Genomic DNA, 15,309 nt, shown 5'->3' on the forward strand with positions numbered 1-15,309 from the left:
GAACCCGTGTGGCTCATTCCGACGATCAGGCCGGCGCCTCACCGACGTCCTGGCCGTCCATCCAGGTCTTGATGTCCCCGACCCAGGTGTCGAGGAGCGGGAGCAGCGCGGCGGCCGCGACCACAAGGCCGATCGCGACAATACCGAGAACGAGCGCGTACTCGGTAGCGGTGGCGCCCTCTTCGTCGCGGAGGGAATTGATGCGGGCCTGCGCCCGCGTGATGAGCTTGAGCATGGTGACACCCTTCGGGTCGAACAAATACTGGGGTGCCGCCCACAGCTGCAAGCGGCCAGTGAAAGGTATCGACGGAATCGAACGAGGGGCCACGCCCCATTTCGGGGTCCCCTCGCATTGGGGGTCAGGGTGGGGTACAAGCGAGATCCAAACGTGATCAATGCGCTGCTATAGTCCGCACTTCGGGGGACACGGGTCCTCCAACAGGGGGACAAGCCGATTCCGCGCATTCCGCCGACCCGGTGGCCCGCGTATTGGGGGTCAGCCGCCGAAGAGGAGCAACGCGCCGATCGCCCCCGCGAGCATCGACGGACCGAACGGAATCGACCCACGCAACGTCACGCGGCGCAACAGGAGCGCGACGAGTCCGACGACTCCACCGATGACGAAGCCGGCGAAGACGCCGACGAGCCAAACGGTCCAGCCGAACCACCCCAGAGCGAGTCCCAGCGGCGCCGCGAACTTCACGTCGCCCATGCCCATGCCGCTCGGTGAGATGAGGGCGAGCACGAAGTAGAGCAGGAACATGCCCGCGCTGCCGGCGAGCGCCCAGAGGAGGCGCACCCACTCCCCCGTGAGCGCAGACGCGAGCACGAGCAGCACGGCGACGAGGCCGAGCGTGGGGAGCAGTACCGCGTTCGGGAGGCGATGCTCGGTGAGGTCCACGATCGAGAGCACGACTCCGGTGGCCACGACCGCGAGGAGTGCGGGAAGCACGGGGTGGGCGCCGAAGCGCCACGTGAGGAGCGCGAAGCCGACGGCGGTCGCGATGGCGGACCAGACGCGGAGGGTGCGCAGCGACATCCGCTCGTCTGACGGGGTGTGGATGTTGCGGTCGGCCCAGACGGCTAGGGGCCACCAGCCGAGGATGGCACCGAGGATCGCCGCGCCCACGATGAGGAGGGCGGGGGCGAGGGGCATGGAACGGAAGCGTAGCGGAGGGGCGGGTCTCGGTACGGCGCTGCGCGCCTACTCGACCGGCGGCGGCGGTTCGCCCTCGATGCGGACGTACTCGTCGTAGAGGGCCAGGGCATGCGCGGCACCTTCGGCTTCGAGCGCGGCGCGCATCGTCTCGCGGGCGTCGCGGGCCTGCGGCAGAGGCGGTAGCAGCGGGATGTCGGGATCGCTGAGGAGCTGGATCACCGTGGGACGGTCCGCCGCAAACGCCCGCTGCCACGCGCCATCCATATCACCCGCCGAGTCGACGATCTCGCCGCGCAAGCCGAGCAGCTCCGCGTACCGCGCGTACGGGAAGCCCGGCAGTGCCTGGCTGGCGGCGAAGCGCGGCTGGCCTTCGACCTCGCGCTGCTCCCACGACACCTCGGCGAGGTCGCCGTTGTCGAGCACGAGCACTACGAAGCGCGGGTCGTCCCACGACTGCGACCTGTCGGCGACGGTGACGAGCTCGGCGATGCCCGTCATCTGCATGCCTCCGTCGCCCGCGAGCACCACGGCGGGCCGGCCGGGGAACGCCAGCTTCGCCGCGATGCCGTACGGGATGCCGCATCCCATGCTCGCGAGTGTGCTGCACAGGTGCGCGTCGGCGTCCCGGGGCAAGCGCAGCTGCCTCGCGTACCAGTAGACGATGCTGCCGACGTCGAGTGCGACGAGGGCGTCATCCGGCAGGTTGTCGTTCAGCGCGCGCACCGCGAACTCGGGGTTCACCGGGTCGGCGGATGTCTCGGCCCGCGCGTCCGCGATGCGCCGCCACTCTCGCACGTGGTCGGCGACGCGCTCGCGCCATCCGTCGACCTTCGTCAGCGGCAGCCGCACGGCCAGCTGGCGCAGGGTCTCGCGCGCATCGCCCATCAGTCCGACCTCGACCGGGTATCGGCGCCCGATCGCCCGGCCGTCGAGGTCGACCTGCACCGCGCGCGCCTGCCCCGGTGCCGGGTAGTACTCGGTCCACGGATCGCTCGAGCCGACGATGAGCAGCGTGTCGCACTCGGCCATCACCCGCGCACTCGCGGTCGTGCCGAGGTGACCCATCGTGCCGGCCGCGAACGGCAGCGACTCGTCGACGAGCGGCTTGCCGAGGAGGCTCGTCACGACCGCGGCGCCCAAGCGGTCGGCCAGGGCGAGGATGTCGTCGACCGCGCGCCGCGCGCCCTGGCCGACGAGCACGACCGGCCGCTGCGCCCCGGCGAGCACCGCGGCGGCGCGCTCGAGTTCGGCCGGGTCGGGCAGGACCCGTGGCGAGCGATACCCGACGGCCGTGGTGATGTGGCCGTGCTCGGCCGCGGGCTCGGCGGCCGGCAGGTCCTGCACGTCGTGCGGCACGATGACGACCGTCGGCGAGCGGGTCGCGAGCGCCGTGCGCACCGCCTGGTCGATGGCGGCCGGCACCTGCTCGGGCGCGACGACCGTGGTCGAGTACTGCGCCGCGACGTCCGCGAACAGGCGATGCAGGTCGACCTCCTGCTGGTACTCGGTTCCGAGCACCGAACGCACCTGCTGCCCCACGATCGCGACGACCGGTGCACTGTCGAGCTTCGCGTCGTACAGGCCGTTGAGCAGATGGATGGCACCGGGCCCCTGTGTCGCGGCCACCACGCCGACCCGGCCGGTGAACTTCGCGTGCGCGACGGCCATGAACGCGGCGGTCTCCTCGTGCCGCGCCTGCACGAACTCGGGCGCGTCTGCGGATCGCCGCAGCGCCTGCATCACGCCGTTGATGCCGTCGCCGCTGTAGCCGAAGATGCGGTCGACGCCCCACTCGACGAGGCGGGCGACGATCGCGTCGGCGACCGTGCGGTCGTGCGTCGCTGCGTTCATCCGGCCACGGTAGGTCGCGTGCGGGGAGCGGCGCTGCGGGGTTGACAGGTCTCGGTACGCCGCTGGCGCGGCTACTCGACCAACGGCGGGGCGGATTTCGAGACGCCGCTTCGCGGCTCCTCAACCCGCAGAAGCGGCTACACCTCGCCGCGCGAGATCCCCACCATCTCGTCGCGCGGCACGACCTTGACTCGCGCCCGCTCCTCGGCCGTGCCGAGGGCCTGCTCGTGCTCGTCGAGGCGGTGCCATCCGTCGAGGTCGGTCCAACGGATGCCGCGGGACTCGAGCATCTCGATCACCGACGCCTCGGACGGCGACTCGGGCCGCCACCAGTTGCCGAGGTCGTTGATGACGTGCTTGATCGTCTCCATCGCATCGGACTTGGTGTGGCCGATGAGGCCGACGGGCCCGCGCTTGATCCAGCCGGTCGCGTAGACGCCGTACATCTGGCGCGACTGTCCGGTCTCCTTGTCGCGGATCAGCACCTGGCCCTCGTGGTTCGGGATGACGCCGAACTTCTTGTCGAACGGGATGCCCGGCAGCGGCGAGCCGAAGTAGCCGACCGCGCGATACAGCGCCTGGATCGGGATCTCGCGGATCTCGCCGGTGCCGACGACCCCGCCCTCGCCGTCGGGCGCGGTGCGCTCGTACCGGATGGCACCGACGCGACCGTCGCCGTCGGGCACGATCTCGAGCGGCTTCGCGAAGAAGTGCAGGTGCAGCCGGCGCGACGCTTGTCCGGTTTCACGCTTGCGCCACTGCTGCAGCACCTTGTCGATCACGAAGACCTGCTTGTTGCCCGCGACGGCCGCGCGGGCGGCGTCGTCGTAGTCGAAGTCCTCGTCGTAGACGATCATGTCGACGTCGCGCAGCTCGCCGAGCTCGCGCAGTTCGAGCGGCGTGAACTTCACCGACGTCGGGCCGCGACGCCCGAACACGTGCACGTCGGTTACGGGCGACTGCGTCAACCCCGCGTACACGTTGGCCGGGATCTCGGTCGGCAGAAGGTCCTCAGGATGCTTCGCGAGGATGCGCGCCACGTCGAGCGCGACGTTGCCGTTGCCGATGACGCCCACCGATTCCGCGTCGAGCGGCCACTCGCGGGGGTAGTCGGGGTGCCCGTCGTACCAGCTCACGAAGTCGGCCGCACCGTACGAGCCCTCGAGGTGCGTGCCCGGGACGTTGAGCGAGGCATCGCGCACGGCGCCGGTCGCGAAGATGACCGCGTTGTAGTGGCGCTTGAGGTCGTGCAGCGTGATGTCCTTGCCGAAGCGCACGTTGCCGAAGATGCGGATGTCGCCCCGGTCGAGCACCTCGCGGAGGGCGGTAATGATGCCCTTGATGCGCGGGTGGTCGGGGGCGACGCCGTAGCGGACCAGCCCGTACGGTGCGGGCAGGTGGTCGAACAGGTCGATCGAGACGTCGAAGTTCCGCTCGGCCTTCAGCAGGATGTCGGCGGCATAGATGCCCGCCGGCCCCGCGCCCACGATCGCCAGGCGAAGCTTGTTCCTCGTCACCAGTCCAGTCCTCCGGTCCTGCTCGAACGTCCTAGCTCGAACGTTCCACGATCGTGTCGGCGAAGCGCGTCAGCGCCTTCTTCACGCTGCCCTCGGGCACTGGCGCGAGCGCGGCGACCGCCTCGCGCGCCCAGCCGTGGGCCTCAGCGAGCGTAGCGCGCGTGGCCTCGTGTTCCCTCAACTCGGCGACGAGCCCGTCGACCGTCGCGCGCGACGGCACGATCCGCGCCGCGAGCGTGTTCGTGTCGAGCGGGTCGCCGTCGTCGGCGAGCGGCCGCGGCAGCACGTCGCGACGGATGCGCGCGAGCAGGTCGGCGGACGCGACATCCGTCTTCGCCAGCTCTTCGAGCCGCAGCAGCGGCAGCGTCACGACGCCCGCGCGCAAGTCGGTGCCGGGCACCTTGCCGGTCTCCTGCGGCTGCGGCGACAGGTCGATCACATCGTCGATGAGCTGGAACGCGACACCGATCTTCTCGCCGAACTCGATGATGGGCGGCTCGAGCGCCGGGTCGGCGTTCGAGAACACGATGCCCGACTGCGCGGCCGCCGCGATGAGCGAACCGGTCTTGTCGGCGAGCACCTGGATGTAGTGCGCGATCGGGTCCTCGTCGGGATCGGGCCCGACGGTCTCGTTGAGCTGGCCCAGCACGAGGCGCTCGAACGTGTCGGCCTGCATGCGGATGGCGCGCTCCCCCAGCTTGGCCATGAGCTGGCTCGCGCGCGCGAACAGCAGGTCGCCCGTGAGGATCGCGACCGAGTTGCCCCACACCGTCTGCGCGCTCGGCACGCCGCGGCGCCGCTCGGACTCATCCATGACGTCGTCGTGGTACAGCGAGCCGAGGTGCGTGATCTCGATGGCCATCGCCGCGGTCACCACGTCGTCGACGACGCCGTCGCCGAGCTGCGCCGTGAGCAGCGTCAGCATGGGACGCACGCGCTTGCCGCCCGCCTCGAGCAGGTAGCGGCCCGCGACATCGGCCACCTTGTCGGCGAAGCGCACCTCGTCGACGAGCCCGATCTCGACGCGCTCGAGCCCATCGTCGATCGCGCGGGCCATGGCCCGGTCTGCCGAGGACGCGAACACCCGCTCGCTGAGTCCCAGGTTGGCCGCAAGGGTGGACCCGCGACGGACGACCGGATGGCTCGGATTCACAGCGCCCAGCCTACCGAGGGCGAGCAGGGCGGATGCTGCGAGCCTGTCGAACGCGGAGGGCCTTGCGCTACACCGTGGCGAGTGGCTTGCGCGCCCGGTGGAGCGCGACGACGCCGGCCGTGAGGTTGCGCCACGCGACATCGGCCCATCCCGCCTCGCGGATCCATCCGGCGAGCGCCGCCTGGTCGGGCCACGCGTTGATCGACTCGTTGAGGTACTCGTACGCGTCGTCGTTCGAGCTCGACAGCTTCACGAGCGGCGGCATGACGACCTTCTGGTAGAAGTCGTAGCCGGCCCGGATGACGCGAACCGGCGGGTGCGAGAACTCGCAGACCACGAGGCGACCGCCGGGCTTGGTGACGCGGAGGAACTCGCGCAGCGCCTGCTTGGGGTCCTTCACATTCCGCAGGCCGAATGAGATCGTGACCGCGTCGAACTCGTCGTCACCGAACGGCAGGTTCATGGCGTCGGCCTCGACGAACACGAGGTTCGAGACGTGCGCCTGACGGCGGCGGCCGACGTCGATCATGCCCGGCGAGAAGTCGGCGGCGACGACGCTGGCCCCCGACTTCGCGAGGCTCGCGCTCGACGTGCCCGTGCCGGCCGCGACATCCAGGATCTTCTCGCCCCGCTGCGGCGCGACCGCCTTGGTGGTCGCGGCGCGCCACAGCGTCGCGTTGCCCACGGAGAGCACGGTGTTGGTGCGGTCGTAGCGCGCGGCCACGCGGTCGAACATCGCCGAGACGTCGCGGGGGTCCTTGCCGAGGTCTGCGCGCATGCTGCGAGTCTACGGTCGCGGGCTGGGCGGGGGCGGTGAGCGGATGGCTCCGCCTCGGGCCTGCGCGAACCCTGTGAGAACCCATGCGAGGGGATGGATCGGAGGCCCGTGCGCGTTGTGTGATGGTGAAGCACGCCGTGGCGCCATCCGGCGCGACGCGCCCTGCCGCAAGCGGCGAACGAGGAAGGACCCGGCACTCATGGGTATGAAGGCGATCTGGAACGGCACGGTCATCGCGGAGTCCGACGACACGGTGGTCGTCGAGGGCAACCACTACTTCCCACGCGAGACGATCCGCACCGAGTACTTCGCCGACAGCGACAACCACACCGTGTGCCACTGGAAGGGCACGGCGAGCTACTTCCACGTCGAGGTCGACGGCGAGCGCAACCCGAATGCCGCCTGGTACTACCCGCAGCCGTCGGCCGCCGCTGAGGAGATCCGCGACCGCGTCGCCTTCTGGCGCGGCGTCGACGTCGTCCCGGCGTGAGCCTCCCCGACCGCGCGGCGTAGGCTGGTGCGGTGACGCGAACGGATGCCGCGGCGCCTCCGGCCGCCGATACGCGATTGCGTGTCCGCACCGTCCCGGTCGATGAGACCGCGCCGCTCGTGCCGCGGCTCGATCCGCGCCATCCGCTGCTCTGGATGCGTCGCGGCGAGGGCATGATCGGCCTCGGCGAGGTGCTGCGCATCGAGACCGCGGGGCGCGACCGCGTCGAGCGTGCGGCCGACGGATGGCGCCGCCTCGCCGCCGCGGCCGATGTCGACGACCGCGTGGGGCTGCCCGGCAGCGGGCTCGTCGCGTTCGGCGCGATCGCGTTCGCCGACGAGTCGGCGGCAACGAGCGTGCTCGTCGTGCCCGAGATCGTGATCGGACGCCGCGACGGGCGCGCCTGGGTCACCCGGATCGAACTGCTCGACGCGACATCCGGTGCCTCGACTGCCGCCGCAGCGGCGCGCGTGGAACTGCCCGAACCCGCACCGAAGCGCGACGTGCCGCGCGTGCGCTTCTCACCGGGTGCCATGCCGCCCGAGGCATACATGGCCGCGGTCGCCGACGCCGTGGGTCGCATCGACGACGGACGCTTCGAGAAGGTCGTGCTCGCCCGCGAGATCGTGGGTCACCTGCAGGAGGACGCCGGCCTACGCGCCGCACTCGCGAAGCTCGCCGACGACTACCCCGACACGTGGGTCTTCGCGGTCGACGGGCTCATCGGCGCGAGCCCCGAGACGCTCGTGCGCGTCGACCACGGCACGGTCTCGGCGCGCGTGCTCGCGGGCACGGCGTCGCGCGGCAGCGACGCGACATCCGACCGAGCCCAGGCCGCGCGTCTCGCCGACTCGCCGAAGGACCGTGCCGAGCACGCCCTCGCGGTCGAGAGCGCGGTCGCGACGCTCGCACCGCACACCGCGCGGCTCGACGCGAGCCCTGAGCCGTTCACGCTGCAGCTGCCGAACCTCTGGCACCTCGCGACCGACCTCAAGGGCACGCTCGGCGACGGCTCGAGCTCACTCGACCTGGTCGCGGCAGTGCACCCGACGGCCGCCGTCGCGGGCACGCCGCGCGAGGTCGCGCTGCGCGCGATCGCCGAGCTCGAGGGCTTCGACCGGGGGCGCTACGCCGGCCCGGTCGGCTGGATCGACGCCGACGGCGACGGCGAGTGGGCGATCGCGCTGCGGTGCGCGCAGGTGTCGCCCGATGGCATGGTGCGCGCGTATGCCGGGTGCGGCATCGTCCACGACTCGGTCGCGGCCGACGAGCTCGCCGAGACCGACATGAAGTTCCGGCCCATCGTCGAAGCGTTCGGCGCCCCGCCGCCGTCGCCGCCGATCCCGTAGAGGTCAACTCACCATCAGGCGCTGCTTCTGCTCCTCGACGTCGAAGTCGGCGACCGGCCAGTCGAGCCGCATGGCCTCGAGCGCCTCGATGAGCAGGTGCTGCACCGCGAGCCGCGCGTACCACTTGCGGTCGGCCGGCACCACGTACCAGGGCGCATGCGGGGTCGTGGTCCGATCGAAGACCATCTGGTACGCCTCGCGGTACCTCGGTGCGAGCATGCGCTCGTCGATGTCGCCTGGGCTGAACTTCCAGTGCTTGTCGCGCCGCTTCAGCCGCTTGAGCAGGCGCTGCTTCTGCTCATCCATCGAGATGTGCAGCATCACCTTGATGATCGTCGTGCCGGATGCCGCGAGCTCGGATTCGAACTCGTTGATCGCGTCGTAGCGCTGCTCGATCTCCTTGGCCGGGGCGAGTTCGCGCACCTTGGCGATCAGCACGTCCTCGTAATGCGAGCGGTCGAAGACGCCGATCATGCCGCCGTCGGGCAGCTTCTTGCGGATGCGCCACAGGAAGTCGTGCTCGAGCTCTTCATCCGTCGGCTGCTTGAAGGCCGCGTATTGCACGCCCTGCGGGTCGACGGCGCTCATGACGTGCTTGACGATGCCGCCCTTGCCGGCGGTGTCCATGGCCTGCAGCACCAGCAGGATGCGACGCGGGTCGTCGCCCATCTGGTTGCCCGCGAACAGCATCTCCTGCTGATTCGCGAGGATCGCCGCGCCCTGCTTGAGCGACTTCTCGGCGTCGGCCCGCTGGCCCGCGAAGCCCGGCGTCCCGCGCGGCTCGACGTCCTCCAAGCGGAACCCCTGCCTGACCCGCAGCACCTCGGACGGATCCGTCGCCCAGTACGTTTCGAGACCCACGTCGCTCCCCTCCTCGCGGCGTCCGCCGCTGTGTGCCTTCATCTTCGAGGGGCGACGGATGCCGCGGCAAGGGGTGGCGCGATGAGGGGGTCAGCGTGCAAGTGGAACTTCGAGGATGGTGGGTCTCGTGACCGAGGTGCCGAGCGCCTCGTCGAGCTCGCCGCGGGTGGTCGCGCGGCGGTACTCCCACCCGTAGGCGCCGGCGAGCCCGGAGAGGTCGACCTGCTGCGGCGTGTACTGCACGCGATCGAAGGCATCGGATGGCGCGGATGACGCGACCTCGAGCGCGTCGAAGATCGTGCCGCCGCCGTCGTTCCCGACGACCAGGAGCACGCGCGGGCGCGCCTCGCCCGCGCCGATCAGGAGCGAACCGACGTCGTGCAGCAGCGTGAGGTCGCCGATGATCGCGCGAGTCGTTCCGCCCGTCGAGCGTGCGGGGGCGCCATCCGCGCCATCCGGTTGCCCTGGTGTCGCCGACTGGCTCGCGATCGCGACGCCGAGCGTGGTCGCGACCGTGCCGTCGATGCCGGCGAGCCCGCGGTTCGCGTGCACGGTGATGCGACGGCCGGGCACGGCTCGGTCGGCGTCGCGGATCAGCCGCGAGGCGCCGAACACGAGCCGGTCGTGCGGCCAGGTCGCGCCCCACACCGCCTCGACGAGCATGCGCCGGTCGATCGGGGTGCGGATGCGCGCGAGCTGGTCGCGCAGGTACACGCGCTGGGCCGCGAAGTCGGAGACGTGTCCGGTCTCGTCGACGCCGCTGCGCACCGGGACGCCTCGAGCCGACGGCGCGCCGTCGCGCTCGACCGATTCGTGCGCCGCGCTGGCCGCGGCCTCGTCGACGAGCATGCGGCTCGCGCGCACCCATCGCCCGGTCCATGCGCGCTCGTCGGCGGTCGGCTCGTGCGGGTGGACGGTCACGGCGCGCTCGAACCGGTCGGCGGCGTGCCCCGGGTTGAACCACTCGATGCCGGATGGCGCGACCACGACGACCTCGACGCCCTCGCGCTGCACGAGCGCGGGCACCTCGCGCGACAGCGTCGGATGCCCGAACACGACCACGCGCTCGACCTCGTCGCCGAAGCCCGGTTCGCGCAGCAGCGCGCGGTAGGCGACGACGAGGTTCGGGCCGAAGCGCGCGCCGCTCGTGACCTCGGCGATGAGCGGCCAGCCGGCCGAGCGCGCCAGGTCCTCCGCGGCGGGGCCGGCTCCGGCGCCCGCGACGACGACGGTGCGGGGGCCGTGCTCGAGGCGCGCGACGGGCACGTCGGTCGCGTCGACCTCGGCGGGGTTCTCGGTGACGGATGTCGCGACATCCGCCCCCGGCTCGGGCACCGAGGCGTCGTCGAGCGTCACCGCAGACGACAGCGGTTCGCGCAGCTGCAGGTTGAGGTGCACGGGCCCGGGGCCGGGGTGCGGCACGGGTCCGCCGTCGGCGTCGCGTCCGAGCGCCGCAAGCACGGCCTCACGGGCGAGGCGGGTCGCGGCATCGGCCTCACCGGCGCGGCCCTCTGGCGGCGTCACGTCGCGCTCGAGACGCACGGCACCCGCGAAGATGCCGGGCTGCATGGTCGTCTGGTTCGAGCGGATGCCGCGGAGCTCGGCCGGCCGGTCGGCGGTCGCGAGAATGAGCGGCACGCCGCCGTGGTGCGCCTCGAGCACGGCCGGGTGCAGGTTCGCGACCGCGGTGCCGGAGGTCGTCACGACCACCGCGGGGCGGCCCGACTCGACGGCGAGGCCGAGCGCGAGGAATCCCGCGCCGCGCTCGTCGATGCGCACGTGCAGGCGGATGGCTCCGGCCCGCTCGAGCTCGGCGGCGGCGAGCGCGAGTGCCTGCGAGCGCGATCCGGGTGCGACGACGACGTCGGTCACGCCGGCGCGGACGAGTGCGGACAGCAGTGCGAGCGCGGACGCGGTCGCCGGACTCGCGACCGCGCGCGCGTCAGGCATCCGGTCGGCCCGACGTCCCGGGTTCCCCGGGCGCCTCGGGCCCGTCGTTGCGGCGGTGGTCGCTGCCGAGCGCGTCGTCGGGGCGGGGCCGGTCGGACGGGGTGTCGTCGTCGAGTTCGGCGAGCTCCTGCTCGAGTCGGCGGATGCGCTCCTCGTGCTCGGCGTCGGCGCGCAGCCGGCGCAGGAACTCGGGGTCGTCGTCGGGCGCCGACGCGTGCGGGAACACCCGGCCGACGCGGATGGCGCGACCGCGGCCCACGAGGAACCAGAGCAGTCCGCCGATGATCGGCACGAGCAGGATGACCACGATCCACCAGCCGCGCGGCAGACCGCGGATTCGGGAGCGGTCGAACAGTGCGCAGTCGACCGCCGCGTAGATCGTGAAGACCACGGCGGCAACACCGAGGATCACCCAGAGGCGGACCATGCACCGATCCTACGCGCGCTGCGTCACAGTGGGCTGGGAGCGGTCACCCAGATTCCGGTGCCTACACTGAACGCGTGAAGGCCGTCCCCGTCTGGCTCCGCTACACGCTGCTGCGCGTGCTGCTGTTCGCCGCGCCGCTCATCGTGCTGCTCATCGCCGGGGTCTCCCCGTGGATCTCGGTGCTCGTCGCCGCCCTCTTCGGGTTCAGCGCGTCGCTGCTCTTCCTGCGCCGTCAGCGCGAGGAGTTCGCGAGCGACCTCTACGCCACCCGCCGTCGCGAGACGCGCACCGCGCGCGATGACGCCGACGCCGAGGATGGTGCGGTGGACGCGTCGGAGCAGCGCCCCTCGGAGTAGGCGCGGCGCGGTGGCGGCACTGATTGGAGCGGTGCTGCTGTGGCTGCCCGCGGCGCGAGCCTACGGCCGAGCCGGCCCGAGCGAACGCGAGAGCCGACGAGGACTCGTCGAACCGACGAGGAGCATTCGCTGAGCCACCCCTCGGCCCGTTTCGTCGGTTCCCGGTCACCGTTTCCAGTTTGCTCGTGTCGAACCGGCCTCATGTGAGGCCGCGTTGACATGAGCCAGCTGGATGGGATCGCCACGCGTCCGACAGGGCGTCGCGACGCGCGAGCGGGTGTCGAAGCGGCGCGGCGCGCCATCCGCTGGACCGATCAGAACGCGAAGGCGAGCCCCAGGCCGACGCCGTAGGCGAGTGAGGTGAGGCTCGCGAGCTGCAGCGCGGTGACGAGCTCGCGCGGCGTGCGCGACCAGCCGACGATGATGCACGCTGGCACTGCGGCGAGCAGCGCGAACAGCACGAGCCAGGCGGGCGGGTAGAGGAACGCCCAGAACACGACCACCGCGAACGGCAGCAGCATGAACACCGCGAACAGGATGCGCGACCAGAGCGGGCCGACGAGCACCGACAGCGTGCGCTTGCCGGCGGCGCGGTCCTGGTCGATGTCGCGGAGGTTGTTGGCCATGAGCACCGCGCACGCGAGCAGGCCCACGCCCGCTCCGCCGGTCCAGGCCTCCAGGTTCACGGTGAGCGCCTGCACGAAGGCCGAGCCGGCCGTCGCGACGATGCCGAAGAACACGAACACGAATAACTCGCCCAGGCCGTAGTAGCCGTAGGGGCGCTTGCCGCCCGTGTAGAACCACGCCGCGACGATCGCCGCCGCGCCGACCGCGAGCAGCCACCACTGCTGTGTGATCACCACGAGCGCGAGGCCGGCGACGGCCGCGATCGCGAAGAACGTCAACGCGACCGCGAGCACGCGCTTCGGCGACACGAGCCCCGACCCCGTCAGGCGAGCCGGCCCGACCCGGTGCGCATCGGTGCCGCGGATGCCGTCGGAGTAGTCGTTGGCGTAGTTCACGCCGATCTGCAGGGCGAGCGCGACCGTCAGGGCGAGCACGAAGCGCCACGGATGGAACGGCTCGTCGAGGAACGATCCCGCGACGACCCCGGCTCCGGTGCCCAGCGCGACCGGCGAGATCGCGAGCGGCAGCGTCCGCAGGCGGGCGCCCGCGACCCAGTCGCGCCACGTGATGGGACCCCGGTGCGCGACGGGCGCCGCCGCCGCCCTCGCGGGATTGCCGGAGCGCCCGTTCGATCGGCCCTGCGATGCGGCGGGCTTGGCGGGCGGGGTCGTGCGCTGGGGTTTCGGGCGGGCCACGGGAGCCATCGTATTCGGCGAGCGCTCGGCCGCGCCTCGGCACGGGCTATGGATCGGCTGTGTCAGCGCACGTCCTTCACGGCCTCGAGGTACCGAGCCACCACCTCGAGCTCGGCGACCGTGAACTGCTCGTGCACGCGGTTCATCCCGTCGAGGATGCCGCGGTACGGGTCATCCTCGCCGCCCTCGCCGGCGCCCGCCATCGCCTCGGGCCGTGCGCGCACGACGACGCGACGTCGGTCGTCGGGATCCGTCGTGCGCTCGATGAACCCTCGCTGCTCGAGCCGGTCGAGCACGCGGGTCGTGGTGCTCGTCGGCAGTTCGGTCTGCTGGCTCACTTCGCCCGTGGTCATCGGCGCGCCGTTGCGGGCGATGTACCCGAACGCCTGGAAGTCGACCACGTTGAGCCCCAGCGAGCGCGCGATGCGCTCGTTCGTCATCACCGACGAGGCGATCACGAGTTGCATGAGTCCCGCGATACGCCCGGTGACCTCGGCCTTGCTTGACATCTGCGCTCCGACTCCTTATCGTTCCCGTTGTGGGATTATCCCATTTCGGGACTATCCCGCTACGGAAGCAACTTCAGCATACGAAAGGACGACGAGCATGGCCACCACCCCGCGCCGAGGCCTCGCCATCGGCATCCTGCTGTTCGCCGCATTCATGGACCTGCTCGACGTCACGATCGTGCAGGTCGCGCTGCCGTCGATCGGCGCCGACCTCGCGGCATCCGAGTCGCAGCTCGAATGGATCGTGAGCGGCTACATGCTCGCGTTCGCGGTCGCGCTCATCACCGGCGGCCGCCTGGGAGACCTGTTCGGCCGGCGCCGCATCTTCCTCGTCGGCGTCGCCGGGTTCACGGTCGCGTCGGCGGCCGCCGCGTTCGCCTGGTCGGGCGACGCGCTCGTCGTCACCCGCATCACGCAGGGCCTCTTCGCCGCGCTCATGGTGCCGCAGCTGCTCGCCTCGGTGCAGGCGCTGTTCTCTCCGCGCGAGCGGGCTCCGATGTACGGCCTCATCGGCGGCGTCAGCGGCCTCGCGGCCGTGCTCGGTCCGGTGCTCGGCGGATGGCTCGTCGACGCCGACCTCTGGGGACTCGGCTGGCGCACGGTGTTCCTCATCAACATCCCCGTGGGCATCGTGATCTTCGTGCTCGCCGCCCGATTCGTTCCTGAGACGCGCTCGCCGCGCCCGATGCGCCTCGACCTCGTCGGCGTCGCGCTGCTGAGCGCCGTCGTGCTCGCGTTCATGGTGCCGCTCGTCGAGGGGCAGTCGCTCGGCTGGCCGGCCTGGCTGTGGTGGCCTGTCGCCGCGGGCGTCATGCTGCTCGCCGTGTTCGTCGGATACGAGCGCCGGCGGATGCGACGCGACGGCTCCGCCCTGCTGCCGATGCCGCTGTTCGCCGACCGCGGCTTCTCGGCGGGCATCGTGACGCAGGCCGCGTTCCAAGGCTCGCTCAACGCCTTCACGCTGCCGTTCATCATCTACCTGCAGGTCGGACTCGGCTTCGACGCCCTCACCGCGGGCCTCAACCTGCTCGCGTTCAGCCTGGGCGCGCTGGTCGGCACCGGCGTCGTGATCCCGCTCGTCGCACGGGTCGGCAAGTGGCTCGTCACCGCCGGCGCCATCGTGCTGGCCGCCGGCGTGCTCTGGGTGTTCGCGGTGCTCGCCGAGACGGGCGCCGACTTCACCGGCTGGGCCGCCGTGTGGCCCATGCTCCTTTCGGGTCTCGGTCTCGCGCTGCTCATCATCCCGCTCGTCGACGTCGCGCTCGCGACGGTGCCGGTCGCCGACGCGGGCGCGGCATCCGGTGCCTACAGCACCTTCCAGCAGCTGGGCGCGGCCGCGGGCGTCGCGGTGTCGACGACCGTGTTCTTCACCGTGGTCGGCGACGACTGGAGTCGCGAGCACGTGCTCACCGCGTTGCAGGCGTCGGTCTGGGTCTCGATCGTCGGCTTCGCGATCGCCGCCGTCGCCGGCCTGCTGCTGCCGAACCGCCGCCGGGTGCAGGCGCACCTCGAGGAGGCCCGTCGCCTCGCCGAGGCCGACGTCGAGCCCGAGTCCGAGGCCGTGGAGCCCGCGCCCGTCGCGTGAAG

15 protein-coding genes are annotated in these 15,309 nt (G+C 71.6%); 4 read left to right on the top strand and 11 right to left on the bottom strand.

Annotation, left to right across the window (positions count from 1 at the left end; all coding sequences use genetic code 11):
• Positions 1 to 25: 25 nt before the first annotated feature.
• The 6 genes from ACFQ58_RS00200 to ACFQ58_RS00225 form a co-directional block, all read right to left on the bottom strand.
• Entirely contained in the window at positions 26 to 235 is a 210-nt protein-coding gene (locus tag ACFQ58_RS00200; RefSeq protein ID WP_376948344.1) for a Flp family type IVb pilin, read from the bottom strand.
• 261 nt (positions 236 to 496) lie between these two features.
• Positions 497 to 1,156 (bottom strand): prepilin peptidase, encoded by a 660-nt coding sequence (locus ACFQ58_RS00205; protein ID WP_376948346.1) that lies wholly within the window; start codon positions 1,154 to 1,156, stop codon positions 497 to 499.
• 48 nt (positions 1,157 to 1,204) lie between these two features.
• Positions 1,205 to 3,010, bottom strand: a complete 1,806-nt coding sequence (locus ACFQ58_RS00210) for a thiamine pyrophosphate-requiring protein (protein WP_376948348.1) — start codon at positions 3,008 to 3,010, stop codon at positions 1,205 to 1,207.
• A gap of 137 nt (positions 3,011 to 3,147) precedes the next feature.
• Positions 3,148 to 4,527 carry an FAD-dependent oxidoreductase gene (locus tag ACFQ58_RS00215; protein ID WP_376948350.1) on the bottom strand — a complete coding sequence of 460 codons (1,380 nt, stop codon included), beginning with the start codon at positions 4,525 to 4,527 and terminating at the stop codon, positions 3,148 to 3,150.
• Between the two features lie 31 nt (positions 4,528 to 4,558).
• Positions 4,559 to 5,680: a polyprenyl synthetase family protein gene (locus tag ACFQ58_RS00220; RefSeq protein ID WP_376948352.1), complete on the bottom strand. Its 1,122-nt coding sequence runs from the start codon at positions 5,678 to 5,680 to the stop codon at positions 4,559 to 4,561.
• A gap of 67 nt (positions 5,681 to 5,747) precedes the next feature.
• Complete coding sequence (locus ACFQ58_RS00225) at positions 5,748 to 6,458, bottom strand: demethylmenaquinone methyltransferase (RefSeq protein WP_376948354.1); 711 nt, start codon at positions 6,456 to 6,458, stop codon at positions 5,748 to 5,750.
• A 199-nt stretch (positions 6,459 to 6,657) separates the two neighbouring features.
• Here ACFQ58_RS00225 and ACFQ58_RS00230 point away from each other — a divergent pair, with 199 nt between their 5' ends.
• Positions 6,658 to 6,948, top strand: a complete 291-nt coding sequence (locus ACFQ58_RS00230) for a DUF427 domain-containing protein (protein WP_376948356.1) — start codon at positions 6,658 to 6,660, stop codon at positions 6,946 to 6,948.
• A 32-nt stretch (positions 6,949 to 6,980) separates the two neighbouring features.
• Positions 6,981 to 8,297, top strand: coding sequence for an isochorismate synthase MenF (locus tag ACFQ58_RS00235; RefSeq protein ID WP_376948358.1), 1,317 nt, complete (start codon positions 6,981 to 6,983; stop codon positions 8,295 to 8,297).
• 3 nt (positions 8,298 to 8,300) lie between these two features.
• On the opposite strand, the gene ACFQ58_RS00240 is transcribed toward ACFQ58_RS00235, so the two are convergent.
• Genes ACFQ58_RS00240 through ACFQ58_RS00250 form a run of 3 tightly spaced genes read right to left on the bottom strand, consistent with a single transcriptional unit; the run spans position 8,301 to position 11,535 of the window.
• Positions 8,301 to 9,200, bottom strand: coding sequence for a PPK2 family polyphosphate kinase (locus ACFQ58_RS00240; RefSeq protein WP_376948360.1), 900 nt, complete (start codon positions 9,198 to 9,200; stop codon positions 8,301 to 8,303).
• A 48-nt stretch (positions 9,201 to 9,248) separates the two neighbouring features.
• Positions 9,249 to 11,108, bottom strand: coding sequence for a 2-succinyl-5-enolpyruvyl-6-hydroxy-3-cyclohexene-1-carboxylic-acid synthase (menD, locus tag ACFQ58_RS00245; protein WP_376948362.1), 1,860 nt, complete (start codon positions 11,106 to 11,108; stop codon positions 9,249 to 9,251).
• Positions 11,101 to 11,535 carry a PLD nuclease N-terminal domain-containing protein gene (locus tag ACFQ58_RS00250; RefSeq protein ID WP_376948364.1) on the bottom strand — a complete coding sequence of 145 codons (435 nt, stop codon included), beginning with the start codon at positions 11,533 to 11,535 and terminating at the stop codon, positions 11,101 to 11,103. Before ACFQ58_RS00250 ends, menD begins: the two co-directional genes overlap by 8 nt.
• Before the next feature lie 74 nt (positions 11,536 to 11,609).
• Here ACFQ58_RS00250 and ACFQ58_RS00255 point away from each other — a divergent pair, with 74 nt between their 5' ends.
• Positions 11,610 to 11,891 carry a DUF4229 domain-containing protein gene (locus ACFQ58_RS00255; RefSeq protein WP_376948366.1) on the top strand — a complete coding sequence of 94 codons (282 nt, stop codon included), beginning with the start codon at positions 11,610 to 11,612 and terminating at the stop codon, positions 11,889 to 11,891.
• Between the two features lie 314 nt (positions 11,892 to 12,205).
• Here the strand turns inward: ACFQ58_RS00255 and ACFQ58_RS00260 are convergent, their stop codons facing one another.
• Both ACFQ58_RS00260 and ACFQ58_RS00265 read right to left on the bottom strand, forming a co-directional pair.
• The gene (locus ACFQ58_RS00260) at positions 12,206 to 13,222 is read right to left on the bottom strand and encodes a 1,4-dihydroxy-2-naphthoate polyprenyltransferase (RefSeq protein ID WP_376948368.1); all 1,017 of its coding nucleotides are present in this window, start codon (positions 13,220 to 13,222) and stop codon (positions 12,206 to 12,208) included.
• A gap of 53 nt (positions 13,223 to 13,275) precedes the next feature.
• Complete coding sequence (locus tag ACFQ58_RS00265; RefSeq protein WP_376948370.1) at positions 13,276 to 13,722, bottom strand: MarR family winged helix-turn-helix transcriptional regulator; 447 nt, start codon at positions 13,720 to 13,722, stop codon at positions 13,276 to 13,278.
• 97 nt (positions 13,723 to 13,819) lie between these two features.
• Between ACFQ58_RS00265 and ACFQ58_RS00270 the strand changes: the two genes are divergently transcribed.
• On the top strand, positions 13,820 to 15,307 hold the full coding sequence (locus ACFQ58_RS00270; RefSeq protein WP_376948372.1) for an MFS transporter: 1,488 nt from the start codon (positions 13,820 to 13,822) through the stop codon (positions 15,305 to 15,307).
• The last annotated feature ends 2 nt before the right edge of the window (positions 15,308 to 15,309 follow it).

The organism is Agromyces sp. NPDC056523 (genome assembly GCF_042794545.1).
Taxonomy (GTDB): Bacteria; Actinomycetota; Actinomycetes; order Actinomycetales; family Microbacteriaceae; genus Agromyces.

What these genes read in the sequence shown, in the direction of transcription:
- ACFQ58_RS00240 (WP_376948360.1), bottom strand. Translation starts at nt 9,200, where the DNA reads ATGAAGGCACACAGCGGCGGACGCCGCGAGGAGGGGAGCGACGTGGGT.
- ACFQ58_RS00230 (WP_376948356.1), top strand. Translation starts at nt 6,658, where the DNA reads ATGGGTATGAAGGCGATCTGGAACGGCACGGTCATCGCGGAGTCCGAC.
- ACFQ58_RS00260 (WP_376948368.1), bottom strand. Translation starts at nt 13,222, where the DNA reads ATGGCTCCCGTGGCCCGCCCGAAACCCCAGCGCACGACCCCGCCCGCC.
- ACFQ58_RS00225 (WP_376948354.1), bottom strand. Translation starts at nt 6,458, where the DNA reads ATGCGCGCAGACCTCGGCAAGGACCCCCGCGACGTCTCGGCGATGTTC.
- ACFQ58_RS00250 (WP_376948364.1), bottom strand. Translation starts at nt 11,535, where the DNA reads ATGGTCCGCCTCTGGGTGATCCTCGGTGTTGCCGCCGTGGTCTTCACG.
- ACFQ58_RS00200 (WP_376948344.1), bottom strand. Translation starts at nt 235, where the DNA reads ATGCTCAAGCTCATCACGCGGGCGCAGGCCCGCATCAATTCCCTCCGC.
- ACFQ58_RS00205 (WP_376948346.1), bottom strand. Translation starts at nt 1,156, where the DNA reads ATGCCCCTCGCCCCCGCCCTCCTCATCGTGGGCGCGGCGATCCTCGGT.
- menD (WP_376948362.1), bottom strand. Translation starts at nt 11,108, where the DNA reads ATGCCTGACGCGCGCGCGGTCGCGAGTCCGGCGACCGCGTCCGCGCTC.
- ACFQ58_RS00265 (WP_376948370.1), bottom strand. Translation starts at nt 13,722, where the DNA reads ATGTCAAGCAAGGCCGAGGTCACCGGGCGTATCGCGGGACTCATGCAA.
- ACFQ58_RS00270 (WP_376948372.1), top strand. Translation starts at nt 13,820, where the DNA reads ATGGCCACCACCCCGCGCCGAGGCCTCGCCATCGGCATCCTGCTGTTC.
- ACFQ58_RS00210 (WP_376948348.1), bottom strand. Translation starts at nt 3,010, where the DNA reads ATGAACGCAGCGACGCACGACCGCACGGTCGCCGACGCGATCGTCGCC.